Raw genomic sequence first — 13,087 nt, 5'->3', positions numbered from 1 at the left:
CTTATGCTAACTGGCAGGCATCATCGAAGGGCAAACGTGGCAGGCGATCATACAGTTTGCTGCTATCGCCGTAGCCGATATTAATCAGCAGATTACTCTTCCAGCGGCCATCGGCAAAAAACGCTGCATCCACTTTTTCCCGGTCAAAACCCGACATCGGCCCGGTATCAAGGCCAAGCGCCCGGCAGGCGAAAATCAGATATGCCGCCTGCAATGTGCTGTTGCGAAACGCGGTCTCCTCCGCCAGTTGCGGGCTGGAGGTAAACCAGCTGCGGGCGTCGCCGTGGGGAAACAGTTCCGGCAGCCGATCGTAGAAGGCGCTGTCCCAGGCTACGATCGCGGTGACCGGGGCGTTCATGGTTTTCTCTACATTCCCGCTCGACAGGGTCGGGCGTAGTTTTTCTTTCCCTTCCGGCGTGCGGACGAAAACAATGCGTGCCGGAGAGCAGTTGGCCGAGGTTGGCCCCATTTTCATCAGGTCGTAGATTTCATGTAACTTGTCGTCAGTGACCGCTTTATCCAGCCAGCCATTGTGGGTCCTGGCATCGGTAAACAGGGTAGCACAGGCCGCCCGGCTAATGGCTTCGCTCATAGATTCTCCTTCGCGGCAGGCAGTATGGTGGCCAGCCCGTCACATAAAATGGGGTTAAAGGCGGCAGTATCGGTGACGTTGCAGGCGTGGCCGCCCCAGGCCATTTCCACCCGCTGGCTGCCGGGGATGGCCTCTTGCAGCACGCGGGAACAGGAGGCCGGCACCAGCAGGTCGTCAGCTGCGCTGATAATGAATGTCGGGCAGGTTATTTCCGCCGCCCGGCGTGAAAAGTCGGCTTGCTTCAGGGCATTAAGCCGCTTAAACAGATTATCTTTACCCTGGAAATGGCTGATGGCGAGCGCATCTTCGGCCTCCAGACGCGGCTGGCGAGAAGCCATCCACTCTGCCGGATAGAGAAACAGCGGCTGCGCTTCTACCCAGGCCTGAACGCCCCCGGCGTGCAGCAATCGTTCGCGTACCTGGAAACAGCGGCGGGTATGCGGGGAGAGTTTCAGCCAGCCGTTAACCAGCACCAGAGCGCTTATCGCTTCGGGATAATCAAGCGCCAGTTGCAGACCAATCAACGCGCCCAGCGCATGACCGACCAGCACGAAGCGCATAATTCCCGCTCCCTGCAGCGCGGCGTAAAGCTCCTCCGCCATGGTTGCCATGCTGTAGTCCGCCGGTAGCGGACCGCCGTTTTCTCCGGTGCCGTTATGGTCATAGCTCACCAGTTGGTACTGTGCTTCCAGCGCCGTTCGCTGCGGCAACCAGTAACCGCCCGCGCCGCCGAGCCCGGCGCTCAGCACCACTACCGGCGCGTTCGGATAAGGTGCCGGGGAAATATTCAGCTTGATCATGAGGGTTTCCCGATATGTGCTACAGTCGCGATTTCCACCAGTGCATCTGGCTTCACCAGTCCGCACTGAATGCAGAAGCGTGCCGGTTTGTCGCCGGGGAAAAATTCGGCGTAGACCTCGTTAATCGCGGCGTAGTTTTTCCAGTCGGTGATAAAGATGCTGTTGAAGGTCACATCCTCCATACTGCCTCCCGCCGTCTCGATAACGCTCCTGATGGTTTCCAGTACGTGGCGGGTTTGCGCCTTTGGGTCGCCGATATAGACCACGTTGTTTTGTTTATCAAACGGCAGCGTGCCGGAAACATAAACCACACCGTCGGCCAGCGTACCGGGGACAAATGGTGCAATAGGCGTGGTGGTGCCTGGCGGAATAATCACGTGTTTAGGCATAACGTTTCTCCTCGGGGAATGAGAGTGGTGCGGCGGGGTCAAGGGCCGCACAGAAGCGGGCGACATCGCTGACCCAGCCAAAGAAGGTTTCAATATTGAACAGCGCCGCCTGTTGAGCGAATGCCGGACCGGCCTGGTGAGTTGCGTCTTCCAGAACGATGCCGAAATATTCGAGGAAGAAACCATCTCGCAGGGTGGATTCCACGCAGACGTTGGTGGCGATGCCGGTAAAGACCAGATGGCGAATGCCGCGGCTGCGCAGGATGCTGTCGAGCGCGGTATTGAAGAAGCCGCTGTAGCGCGGTTTCGGCAGCACAATATCGCCGGGCTGCGGCATAAGCTGATCAACCAGTTGATAATCCCAGCTACCTTTCGCCAGCAGCTTGCCCTGGAGTTCCGGGTTCTGACGCATGGTTTTCAGCGCGTTGGATTTATGAAAATTTGGCGAGCCCGGACCGCCCGCTTCAACATACTGGTCGTCCCAGCCGTTCTGGAACCAGATAATCAGCATTCCGGCGGCACGGGCGGCGGCCACGGCGGTGTTGATATTGTCGATGACCGGCTGGGTGGCGGACACATCAAACCCGGCGAGATCGAGATAGCCGCCTTTGCTGGCGTAGGCGTTCTGCATATCCACCACGATCAGCGCGCTTTGCTGCGGCGCAAAGGTCAGGGATTCCGGGCGAGCAGGCAGGGTAATCATCAGGCAACCTCCTGAGTCATTGTGGTAACAGGGGCGCGGCAGCGCATCAGCGGCTGAATGCGCTGACCAAAGGCTTCGATGCCGATAAGGAAATCATCAAACGTCAGCAGCACGCCGTCTGTGCCGGGGACGGTCGCGACTTCGTCAAGCATGCGGGCAACATTGGCATAGGAGCCGACAAGGGTGCCCATATTGATATTGACAGCGGAAGTGGGGTCAGCCATCTGGCGTACGTTGGTATCGCTGCCGGAGCGGGTGTCTTTCTGACTCTGCTCGGTCAGCCATGCCAGAGCCTCTTCATCCGCGCCTGCTTTATAGTGTTCCCATTTGGCGCGGGCCGCTTCATCGGTCTCGTCGGCAATTACCATAAACAGCACGTAGGAGCCGACATCGCGACCCGTTTCCTCCGCCGCTTTCATCATGCGGGCGGCGGTGGGGGCAAAGGCGGTGGGCGTATTGACCCCCTTGCCGAAGCAGAAGTTGTAGTCAGCGTATTTCGCGGAGAACGCCATGCCCGCATCGCTTTGCCCGGCGCAGATCACCTTCATCGGCTGCGACGGCTGGGGACTCACGCGGCAGTCGTTCATGGTGAAGTAGTCGCCTTTAAAGTCGCTGTGCCCGGTCCCCCACAGGTCGCGCAGGACCTGGACATACTCAGTGAGATAGTCATAGCGGTTGGCGAAGTAATCATCGCCCGGCCACATGCCCATCTGTTCATATTCCGGTTTTTGCCAGCCGGTCACCAGATTGACGCCAAAGCGACCGCCGGAGATGGAATCAATAGTGGACGCCATGCGGGCGACGATCGCCGGCGGCAACGTCAGCGTGGCGGCGGTGGCGTAAATCTGGATACGCGAGGTCACCGCCGCCAGCCCGGCCATCAGGGTGAAGGATTCAAGGTTATGATCCCAGAATTCGGTTTTACCGCCGAAGCCGCGCAGTTTGATCATCGAGAGCGCGAAATCAAAGTTGTAATGTTCGGCTTTTTGCACGATGGCCTTATTGAGCTCGAACGTTGGCATGTACTGGGGAGCATGGGTGGAAATCAGCCAGCCGTTATTACCGATCGGAACGAAGACACCAATTTTCATACCTACCTCTCTGCATGTCGTTGAACAAGAAGGCGCGCGGCGTTGCATCCTGCAGCTTCCTCGGTCACCCCGCGTTATAGATAAAGCAAAGACGATGCCAGTTTTTGAAAGATCAATGTTATTAATGTGTTGCAATATGGTTGCTGAAAATAGCAGCAATAAAAGTGGACTGAATGGTCAAAAATAGTGCACGAAAAAAACGCAGTCGTGCGCAATGGGAGTGCAGAGAGTCGTGTCGGCGCCGGGCTTTTGTTATGCTGATGGTCTGAAAAGAAGGAGATGAGCTATGGCACAGGGCGCCGTGAAAAAGAGCGGTAAACGTTCACAGGCGGTGAGCGCGAAAAAAGCGGCTATTCTGGCTGCGGCGCTGGACGCGTTCTCGCAGTTTGGTATCCACGGTACGCGCCTTGAACAGGTGGCTGAGCTGGCCGGGGTATCGAAAACCAATATGCTCTATTACTACCCGTCAAAAGAGGCGCTGTATATCGCCGTGCTGCAGCAGATTCTGGCTATCTGGCTAATGCCGCTGAAAGCTTTTCGCGAAGATATCAGTCCGCTGGTCGCTATCGGTGAATATATTCGCCTTAAGCTGGAGGTATCCCGCGACCACCCTGAGGCGTCGAGGCTGTTTTGTCTTGAAATGCTTCAGGGCGCGCCGTTGCTGATGGCAGAACTTACCGGCGATTTGAAAGCGCTGGTGGATGAGAAGTCGGCGATTATTTCCCGCTGGGTTGAGAGCGGTAAACTTGCTCCTGTTGATCCTCAGCATTTGATCTTTATGATTTGGGCAACAACTCAACATTATGCTGACTTCGCCACCCAGGTTGAGGCGATAACCGGCGCGACGCTTCGCGATGAGGCGTTTTTTCAGCAGACCGTTGACAACGTGCAGCGGATGATTCTCGACGGTATTCGCGTGCGTTAATTGACGGGCGGCGCTGTGCGACAGATGCGCCGCGCCGCCTACGGGAAACAACCTTAGCCAATGGTCATCAGACTGGCGTTGCCGCCTGCGGCGGCGGTATTGACGCTGAGTGAACGTTCAATATAGAGGCGTTCCAGCAGCAGATTGCTGTCACCACGGGCGAACCCCTGCACCGAAATAATGGCTCCCTCGCGCGCCGCGACCTGCTCGCACAGCTCACGCAACTGATCGGAGTCGCCGTGATAAATAACCGCATCGAAAGGCTGGGCCGTCAGGGTTTCCGCTTTTGCAAAGTGGATCCGTTCGCTGACGTCAGGCGGCAGTTTTTTCGCCAGCTCGCGCTGCAGAGGCGCGTCAGGCCACAGTACTTCACAACCGACTGCGGTTACGCCCGCTAACTGAGTTAACGCATCCTGCTCATTATCGGCCACGCACAGCACGCGATTGCGCGGCATAAAGGTCAGGGTGTTGCGTTCGCCGGTGGGGCCTGGCAGCAGGCGCTGAGTCCCGGCCTGCGCCTGTTCGGCGAACTGCTGGCACAGAGACTGCAATTCCGGGCGATCCGCCGCCCACTGCTGTAGCGCGAGCAAGGGTTTTTCCAGCAGCGTTTTCAACTGCGCATCCAGCGGGTACTCCGCATCCTGGCGGGCGAGGGTGATCCCGACGGCGTTTTGCGGACGGCAGGCGAGCAGGCGGTAGAGATACAGCGGGCCGCCGGCTTTCGGACCGGTGCCCGATAGCCCTTCGCCGCCAAATGGCTGTACGCCGACCACGGCGCCGACCATATTGCGGTTGACATACAGGTTGCCGACATGGGCGCTACCGGTGACCTGGGCGATCGTTTCGTCAATGCGGGTATGCACGCCCAGGGTCAGGCCGTAGCCGGAGGCGTTAATCTGCTCAAGCAACTGATCCAGTTCGTTGCGGTGATAACGCACCACGTGCAGGACCGGGCCGAAGACCTCTTTTTTCAGCTCATCGACGCTGTCGAGTTCAATCAGCGTTGGCGGCACAAAAGTGCCGGTGTCCCACTCGCGGGAATCCTCGCTGTTTTCACGCACCGCCTGGAAGACGGTTCGTCCTTTGCCCCGCAGCGCCTGGATATGACGCTCAATGTTCTCTTTGGCTTCTGCATCAATCACCGGCCCGATATCGGTCGTCAGGCGGCCGGGATTGCCCATCCGGCACTCGGCCATCGCGCCGCGCAGCATGGTCAGCGTATGGTCGGCAATCTCCTCCTGCAGACAGAGCACCCGCAAAGCGGAGCAGCGCTGACCGGCGCTGTCGAACGCCGAGGCAAGTACATCGATCACCACCTGCTCGGTCAAGGCGGAAGAGTCAACGATCATCGCGTTCATCCCGCCGGTTTCGGCAATCAGCGGAGTTGGCCGACCCTGCGTATCAAGGCGGCTGGCGATATTGCGTTGCAGCAGGGTGGCGACGTCGGTTGAGCCGGTAAACATGACGCCACGCACCCGTTCATCGGCAGTCAACGCGGCGCCGACGGTCTCCCCGCGGCCCGGCAATAGCTGAATAACGCCCGGTGGTACGCCAGCCTCCAGCAGGATCGCCACGCCCCGGGCAGCGATAAGCGGCGTCTGTTCGGCGGGTTTCGCCAGCACGGTATTGCCTGCCGCCAGCGCGGCGGCAATCTGTCCGGTAAATATCGCCAGCGGGAAGTTCCACGGGCTGATACACACCACCGGCCCCAGCGGGCGATGGGTTTCGTTATCAAAATCGTCGCGGACCTGACCCGCATAATAGTGGAGGAAATCTACCGCTTCGCGTACTTCAGCAATGGCGTTGCTGAAAGTCTTGCCGGCTTCCCGCACCAGGATACCCATCAGGGTCGGCATCTGGCCTTCCATCAATACCGCTGCGCGTTCGAGGATCGCCGCGCGCTCCTGTGGCGGGGTGGCGAACCAGATTGGCGCAAGGTTGACCGCGCTGGTCAGCGCCTGCTGAACTTCAGCGTCGCTGGTTTCTCGCGCGTAACCGACGATATCTTTTGGTTCCGCCGGGTTAATCACCGCCTGCATCTCACCTTCGGCAACCGACTGCTCCAGCATCGGCAGCGCCTGCCATTTATGTAATGCGCTATTTAATAAAGAGGAGGAGAGGGAGGCCAGTCGATGTTCATTGGCCAGATCCAGACCGGCCGAGTTGCTGCGCCCTTTGCCGTAAAGATCGCGCGGCAGGGGGATTTTCGGATGCGGCAGGCCAGGCTGACCTTCCTGCTGGGCCAGCTTTTCCACGGCGGCAACCGGATCGGCAACCAGTTCATCCAGCGGCAGCGTGCTGTCCGCAATACGGTTAACAAAAGAGGTGTTAGCGCCGTTCTCCAGCAGACGGCGCACCAGATACGCCAGCAGCGTCTCATGAGTGCCGACCGGGGCGTAAATACGGCACGGTCGGTTGAGTTTACCATCAGCGACCTTACCGGTGACCTGCTCATACAGCGGTTCGCCCATGCCATGCAGGCACTGGAATTCGTATTGTCCCGGATAGTAGTTCTGTCCGGCCAGGTGATAAATCGCCGCCAGGGTATGGGCGTTATGAGTGGCGAACTGCGGATAGATCAGGTTCGGCGCCGCCAGCAGCTTTTTCGCGCAGGCCAGATAAGAGACGTCGGTGTAGACCTTGCGGGTATAGACCGGATAGCCTTCGAGACCGTCCATCTGCGCGCGTTTGATTTCGCTGTCCCAGTAGGCGCCTTTCACCAGGCGGATCATCAGGCGACGATGGCTACGGGTTGCAAGGTCGATCAGGTAGTCAATGACGAACGGGCAGCGTTTCTGGTAGGCCTGAATAACAAAACCAATGCCGTTCCATCCCGCCAGTTCCGGTTCAAAACAGAGTTTTTCCAGCAGGTCGAGTGAGATCTCCAGACGATCGGCCTCCTCGGCGTCGATATTGATGCCGATATCGTACTGGCGCGCCAGCAGGGTCAGGGACTTCAGCCGGGGGTAAAGCTCCTCCATCGCGCGGTCGTACTGGGCGCGGCTGTAGCGGGGGTGCAGTGCGGAGAGTTTGATTGAAATGCCCGGTCCTTCATAAATGCCGCGCCCGTTTGAGGCTTTGCCGATGGCATGGATTGCCTGCTGGTAGGAGACCATATAGGCTTGCGCGTCGGCGGCGGTCAGCGCCGCTTCGCCCAGCATATCGTAGGAGTAACGGAAGCCTTTATCTTCCAGCTTACGGGCGTTAGCCAGCGCTTCAGCGATAGTTTCCCCGGTGACGAACTGCTCGCCCATCAGGCGCATGGCCATATCGACGCCTTTGCGGATCAAGGGTTCGCCGCTCTTACCGATAATGCGGTTCAGCGAGCGCGACAGGCTGGTTTCATTATGGGTGGAAACCAGTCTGCCGGTAAACAGCAGTCCCCAGGTGGCGGCGTTGACGAACAACGAGGGGCTACGGCCAATATGCGACTGCCAGTTGCCATTGCTGATTTTGTCGCGGATCAGCGCATCGCGGGTGGCTTTATCGGGAATACGCAGCAGAGCCTCTGCCAGGCACATTAGCGCGACGCCCTCCTGTGAGGAGAGTGAAAATTCCTGTAACAGACTCTGCACCATCCCGGCGCGGCCGCTGGCGGTTTTTTGATTACGTAGTTTTTCTGCCAGTTGATAAGCGAGCTTATGTGTCTGTTCACTCAGATTCTGCGGCAGACGGGCCTGCTCCAGCAGCATCGGTACGGCATCGGTTTCGGCCCGCCGCCAGGCGGCGGTAATCGCGGCGCGAGAGACGGATTGCGGCAGGATCTGCTCGGCGAATTCAAGGAACGGCTGATAAGGCTCATCGCCTGGCGTACCGGCTTCTTCACCCTCATTAACCTCACCGGAAAACCTTCCCGAAAGTTCCGGCAACGCCTGGTCGCTTTCCAGCTTTTCCAGATAGTTGAAGATGGCCTGTTTAATCAACCAGTGTGGCGTGCGGTCAATACGGCTTGCCGCGGATTTAATACGTTCGCGCGTCGCTTCGTCCAGTTTTACACCCATGGTGGTGGTGCCCATATCAGGAACTCCTGCAATAGATTATCAGTGTCGTTATGCGGTTGCGTAGAAATATCCACCATGTTGCAACTTTGTGCAACCTTGTTAATTGAGAATTGTGTTGCGGGCAGAAAAATGCCTCATTTGTTAAAAAATATAATGAAAATTACGCAGATTTATCCCTTATGGATAAGGTTTTTGTCTGCGTGACTTAACACTTTTTCATGGTGCAACCGATAAAAACGTGAGAGAGTGCAACCTATAACAAAATGGAGTTTGGCCCCGGAGGCATTTCGTGTAAATGCTGTGTTAAATCGTTTGTGAAAAAACAAAGCTTCCGTCAGGATACGGTCGCCCAATACAACCAATATGCCATTACCCCGTTCCGGTAATGGAAAAACGACAAATTTGGACGCTGTCGACAAAAATTCTGGAGATTTTTACATGGCTATTAGCACACCCATGTTAGTGACTTTTATTGTTTATATTTTTGGTATGGTTCTTATCGGTTTTATTGCCTGGCGTTCCACCAGAAATTTCGATGATTATATTCTCGGTGGCCGTAGTCTCGGCCCATTTGTCACGGCGCTCTCCGCCGGGGCTTCCGATATGAGCGGTTGGCTGCTGATGGGGCTGCCAGGCGCGATATTTATTTCCGGTATTTCCGAAAGCTGGATCGCCATTGGTCTGACGCTGGGCGCGTGGATCAACTGGAAACTGGTGGCAGGGCGTTTACGCGTGCATACCGAGGTTAATAATAACGCCCTGACGCTGCCGGATTATTTCACCGGCCGTTTTGAAGATACCAGTCGTGTGCTGCGAATTATTTCGGCGCTGGTGATTTTGCTGTTTTTCACCATTTATTGTGCTTCCGGCATTGTGGCCGGTGCCCGGTTGTTTGAAAGTACCTTCGGGATGAGCTACGAAACCGCGCTGTGGGCGGGGGCGGCGGCAACCATTGTGTATACTTTCGTCGGGGGATTCCTTGCGGTGAGCTGGACCGATACCGTCCAGGCCAGCCTGATGATATTCGCTCTGCTGCTGACGCCGATAATGGTGATCATTTCCGTCGGCAGTTTTGGTGATTCGCTGGAAGTGATTAAGCAAAAGAGCATTGAGAATATTGATATGCTCAAGGGGCTGAACGTTGTGGCGATTATCTCTTTGATGGGCTGGGGACTTGGCTATTTTGGTCAGCCGCATATCCTGGCGCGTTTTATGGCGGCGGACTCCCACCACAGTATTGTACACGCGCGTCGTATCAGCATGACCTGGATGATCCTCTGCCTGGCGGGGGCTGTTGCCGTCGGTTTCTTTGGTATCGCTTATTTCACCACTCATCCGGGAGTGGCCGGCGCAGTGAATCAGAATGCTGAACGCGTCTTTATTGAACTGGCGCAAATTTTATTCAACCCGTGGATTGCGGGGATCCTGTTATCGGCGATTCTGGCGGCGGTGATGTCGACGCTGAGCTGCCAGCTGCTGGTGTGCTCCAGCGCGATTACCGAAGATTTGTATAAAGCGTTTCTGCGTAAAAATGCCGGTCAGCAAGAGCTGGTATGGGTGGGGCGCTTTATGGTGTTGCTGGTTGCGCTGGTGTCTATCGCCCTGGCTGCAAACCCGGAGAATCGGGTACTGGGTCTGGTGAGCTATGCCTGGGCTGGCTTCGGCGCGGCGTTTGGCCCGGTGGTGCTGTTCTCAGTGATGTGGTCGCGTATGACGCGTAATGGCGCGCTGGCCGGGATGATTATCGGCGCGTTGACCGTGATCATCTGGAAACAGTTCGGCTGGCTGGGTTTGTATGAAATCATTCCGGGTTTCATTTTCGGCAGTCTGGGCATTGTGGTCTTTAGTCTGCTGGGGAGCGCCCCCTCCGCTGAGATGCAAAGACGCTTTGCCGAAGCGGACGCGCATTATCACTCCGCGCCGTCGCAATCCGCGACCGCCGAATAATCCTGCGCCCGCGTTATGCGCAATGCGGGTCAGTTAAGGGGTGTCAGTTGTGTTTATGGCTGGCTGAGCGGTTCTGTTAATCGGTGGTTTAAACGAAAATCTGATTCAGTTGATTCGCTTACTGAGCTGATACGGGCTGAAATATAAAGGATATAACCTTTTTATAATTTTCAGCCTCTGAAAAGCCACTGACGAATAACGGACTCACCGCATGGGGGTTGGGCGCATCAAGGAAACCTGGCGGGAACGCAGGCGCGCATCCAGGACTGGCCGCCAGGACGGCGGCCAGAGGGCGGGTCGAGACAGGGACAAAATTGCCGGGAGCAATTTTGAACAGCGCTTGCGCTGGCCCTGGAAGGGCGAGTCCCAGGGATGGGACGAGTAGCGTCGAGTCCCGCCCGGTCCGCCAGATGAAGCCGGAGTGGAGCGGACCGCGCAGCGGCAGGTTTTCAGCGCAATGCCGGGGGTGCAGGGGGACGGGCGAAACGTCCCCCTGCCCGTTCACACGCTGTGGATATAACGAATATCCGCGAATTTATCGTGAACGGAACAGACCACGGAATCTGAATGGGCGAAAACGAAAAATGCCATTTTCGCCATAACCACCGATAATGCGATTGCCACAGGCAAATAAAACAAAAGACAACACCGATGATTTGCTTAAGTGAACGGCATTGCGCGTTATGCGGGCTTTGTTTTATCTCAGCCTCTTGCTAATTCTTTGAAAATACGCTGATATCTCAGCTCGAATAACAATGAGGATAGCAAAATGAATTTCAGACAAGGTGCGATGGCACTGGTTTTGGCAGGGATTTTAAGCGGCTGCGTGGCACCTGCCGCGAAAACCTCGTCGATAGCGGATACCAGCGCTTGCCCGGCGGAGAACAGCATGATTCAGACGACGCTTTATTTCGGTTTAAGCCGTCCGGCAGGGAAAGATATCACTGCCCAGGAGTGGCAGCAGTTCGTTGACCGCGACGTGACGCCGCGTTTTCGCGATGGTCTGACGGTATTTGATGCCCGCGGTCAGTGGCTGGGCCATGACGGCGCCGTTGCGCGCGAGCAGAGCAGGGCGCTGATGTTGATTCATGGCAAAGAGGATAAGAGTGAGGAGGGGATTGAGGCGTTACGCACGATCTATAAATCACGCTTTGCGCAGGAGTCAGTGATGCGTGTCGATCAACCGGTCTGCGTTCACTTTTAGGGGGACGCCTTTGTAATATCGCCCGCTAGCGGCCCGCGCTGACCGGGCATGGGCGATGTGGTCGCCAGATCCCCCGGTCGCGTTGACCGGGGAAACCGGGACTTGCGGTTACAGCACCAGCCCCGCGAAGCTGGCAGAGAGCAGGCTGACCAGCGTTGCGCCATACACCAGACGCAAGCCAAAGCGGGAAACGATATTCCCTTGTTGCTCATTCAGTCCTTTGATCGCGCCGGCAATAATGCCGATAGAGGCGAAGTTGGCGAAAGAGACCAGGAAGACCGACAAAATACCCAGTCCGCGCGGTGTCATGCTGGCGGCGATTTTTTGTAGTTCAATCATGGCGACAAACTCATTGGCGACCAGTTTGGTTGCCATAATAGCGCCTGCGTTAAGCGCATCGCTTAGCGGAATCCCAATCAGCCACGCCAGCGGATAAAAAACGTAGCCAAGGAGCTGCTGGAAGCTCAGGCCAAACAGGGTGGCGAACAAGGCATTAATCGCGCTAATTAAGGCAATAAAGCCAATCAGCATCGCCAGAATAATCATCGCCACTTTAAAACCAGCAAGAATATATTCGCCGAGCATTTCAAAGAAACTCTGGGATTCATGCAGTTTTTCCAGTTTTATCTCTTCCTCACTGCCAGGGCGAGTGGGGTTAATTATCGACAGCACAATAAAGGTGCTGAACATATTCAGAATCAGCGCCGCAACGACATATTTCGCATCAAGCATACTCATATAGGCGCCGACAATCGACAAGGAAACGGTCGACATTGCGGTGGCCGACATGGTAAACAGACGGCGTGATGAGAGGTCGCCAAGGACGCCTTTATAGGCAATGAAGTTTTCTGATTGTCCGAGGATCAGCGAGCTGACCGCGTTAAAGGATTCCAGTTTGCCCATACCGTTAATTTTCGACAGCAGGGTACCAATCAGGCGAATGAAAATTGGCAGAACACGCCAGTGCTGAAGAATACCAATCAGCGCTGAGATAAACACAATTGGGCAAAGCACGCCGAGGAAAATAAACGCCAGGCCTTTTTCACTCATGCCGCCAAATACAAAGTTGGTCCCTTCTGCGGCAAAATGAAGCAGAGATTCAAAGAAAGTGGCGATATTTCTCACTAGCCACAGGCCGCTTTCGGCATGAAGAAAAAAGAAAGCCAGCGCAATTTCTATAACAATTAACTGGATAACATAGCGAATGCGGATTTTTTTACGGTCGTAACTGGCGAGCCAGGCGAGGGCAAGGATCACCACCAGCGCCAGCAGGAAGTGCAAGAATTGAGTCATGTTGTTCATTTCGAAGGTAAATAAGGCGGACATTTAGCCACAGCCTGCAGGCGGGGTAAATATCTGGCGCAAAAAATTCCTTTATCCGGCTGCGGGTCTCCGCGACAGCGTGATGATCCTGCAAGTCATTATTTGCTAGCGG

Annotated in this window: 10 protein-coding genes; 3 read left to right on the top strand and 7 right to left on the bottom strand. The window is 56.2% G+C overall.

Going from position 1 to position 13,087, the window contains the following annotated elements; genetic code table 11:
• Position 1: 1 nt before the first annotated feature.
• The 5 genes from FN037_RS10235 to rutA are packed head-to-tail and all read right to left on the bottom strand — an operon-like array spanning position 2 to position 3,575.
• Positions 2–592 (bottom strand): malonic semialdehyde reductase, encoded by a 591-nt coding sequence (locus FN037_RS10235; RefSeq protein WP_138362580.1) that lies wholly within the window; start codon positions 590–592, stop codon positions 2–4.
• The gene (gene rutD, locus FN037_RS10230) at positions 589–1,392 is read right to left on the bottom strand and encodes a pyrimidine utilization protein D (protein ID WP_142502143.1); all 804 of its coding nucleotides are present in this window, start codon (positions 1,390–1,392) and stop codon (positions 589–591) included. The genes FN037_RS10235 and rutD overlap by 4 nt, the downstream gene beginning before the upstream one ends.
• Positions 1,389–1,781 carry a pyrimidine utilization protein C gene (gene rutC / locus FN037_RS10225; protein WP_138362578.1) on the bottom strand — a complete coding sequence of 131 codons (393 nt, stop codon included), beginning with the start codon at positions 1,779–1,781 and terminating at the stop codon, positions 1,389–1,391. Before rutC ends, rutD begins: the two co-directional genes overlap by 4 nt.
• Positions 1,774–2,484, bottom strand: a complete 711-nt coding sequence (gene rutB, locus FN037_RS10220) for a pyrimidine utilization protein B (protein ID WP_142502142.1) — start codon at positions 2,482–2,484, stop codon at positions 1,774–1,776. The genes rutC and rutB overlap by 8 nt, the downstream gene beginning before the upstream one ends.
• Entirely contained in the window at positions 2,484–3,575 is a 1,092-nt protein-coding gene (gene rutA / locus FN037_RS10215) for a pyrimidine utilization protein A (RefSeq protein WP_138362576.1), read from the bottom strand. The genes rutB and rutA overlap by 1 nt, the downstream gene beginning before the upstream one ends.
• Before the next feature lie 286 nt (positions 3,576–3,861).
• Here rutA and rutR point away from each other — a divergent pair, with 286 nt between their 5' ends.
• Positions 3,862–4,500 carry an HTH-type transcriptional regulator RutR gene (gene rutR / locus FN037_RS10210; protein ID WP_138362575.1) on the top strand — a complete coding sequence of 213 codons (639 nt, stop codon included), beginning with the start codon at positions 3,862–3,864 and terminating at the stop codon, positions 4,498–4,500.
• 53 nt (positions 4,501–4,553) lie between these two features.
• Here the strand turns inward: rutR and putA are convergent, their stop codons facing one another.
• Positions 4,554–8,516 (bottom strand): trifunctional transcriptional regulator/proline dehydrogenase/L-glutamate gamma-semialdehyde dehydrogenase, encoded by a 3,963-nt coding sequence (gene putA / locus FN037_RS10205; RefSeq protein ID WP_142502141.1) that lies wholly within the window; start codon positions 8,514–8,516, stop codon positions 4,554–4,556.
• 423 nt (positions 8,517–8,939) lie between these two features.
• Here putA and putP point away from each other — a divergent pair, with 423 nt between their 5' ends.
• Together putP and FN037_RS10190 are read left to right on the top strand one after the other, a co-directional pair.
• Positions 8,940–10,448, top strand: coding sequence for a sodium/proline symporter PutP (putP, locus tag FN037_RS10200; RefSeq protein WP_138362573.1), 1,509 nt, complete (start codon positions 8,940–8,942; stop codon positions 10,446–10,448).
• 769 nt (positions 10,449–11,217) lie between these two features.
• Positions 11,218–11,652: a DUF3574 domain-containing protein gene (locus FN037_RS10190; protein ID WP_138363208.1), complete on the top strand. Its 435-nt coding sequence runs from the start codon at positions 11,218–11,220 to the stop codon at positions 11,650–11,652.
• 108 nt (positions 11,653–11,760) lie between these two features.
• Here FN037_RS10190 and FN037_RS10185 read toward each other — a convergent pair whose 3' ends face one another.
• Positions 11,761–12,945: a NupC/NupG family nucleoside CNT transporter gene (locus FN037_RS10185; RefSeq protein WP_138363209.1), complete on the bottom strand. Its 1,185-nt coding sequence runs from the start codon at positions 12,943–12,945 to the stop codon at positions 11,761–11,763.
• Between the last annotated feature and the right edge of the window lie 142 nt (positions 12,946–13,087).

The sequence above is a fragment of the Klebsiella sp. 2680 genome (genome assembly GCF_900198535.1).
GTDB lineage: Bacteria > Pseudomonadota > Gammaproteobacteria > Enterobacterales > Enterobacteriaceae > Klebsiella > Klebsiella indica.
This window is presented reverse-complemented; position numbering and strand designations above follow the sequence as displayed.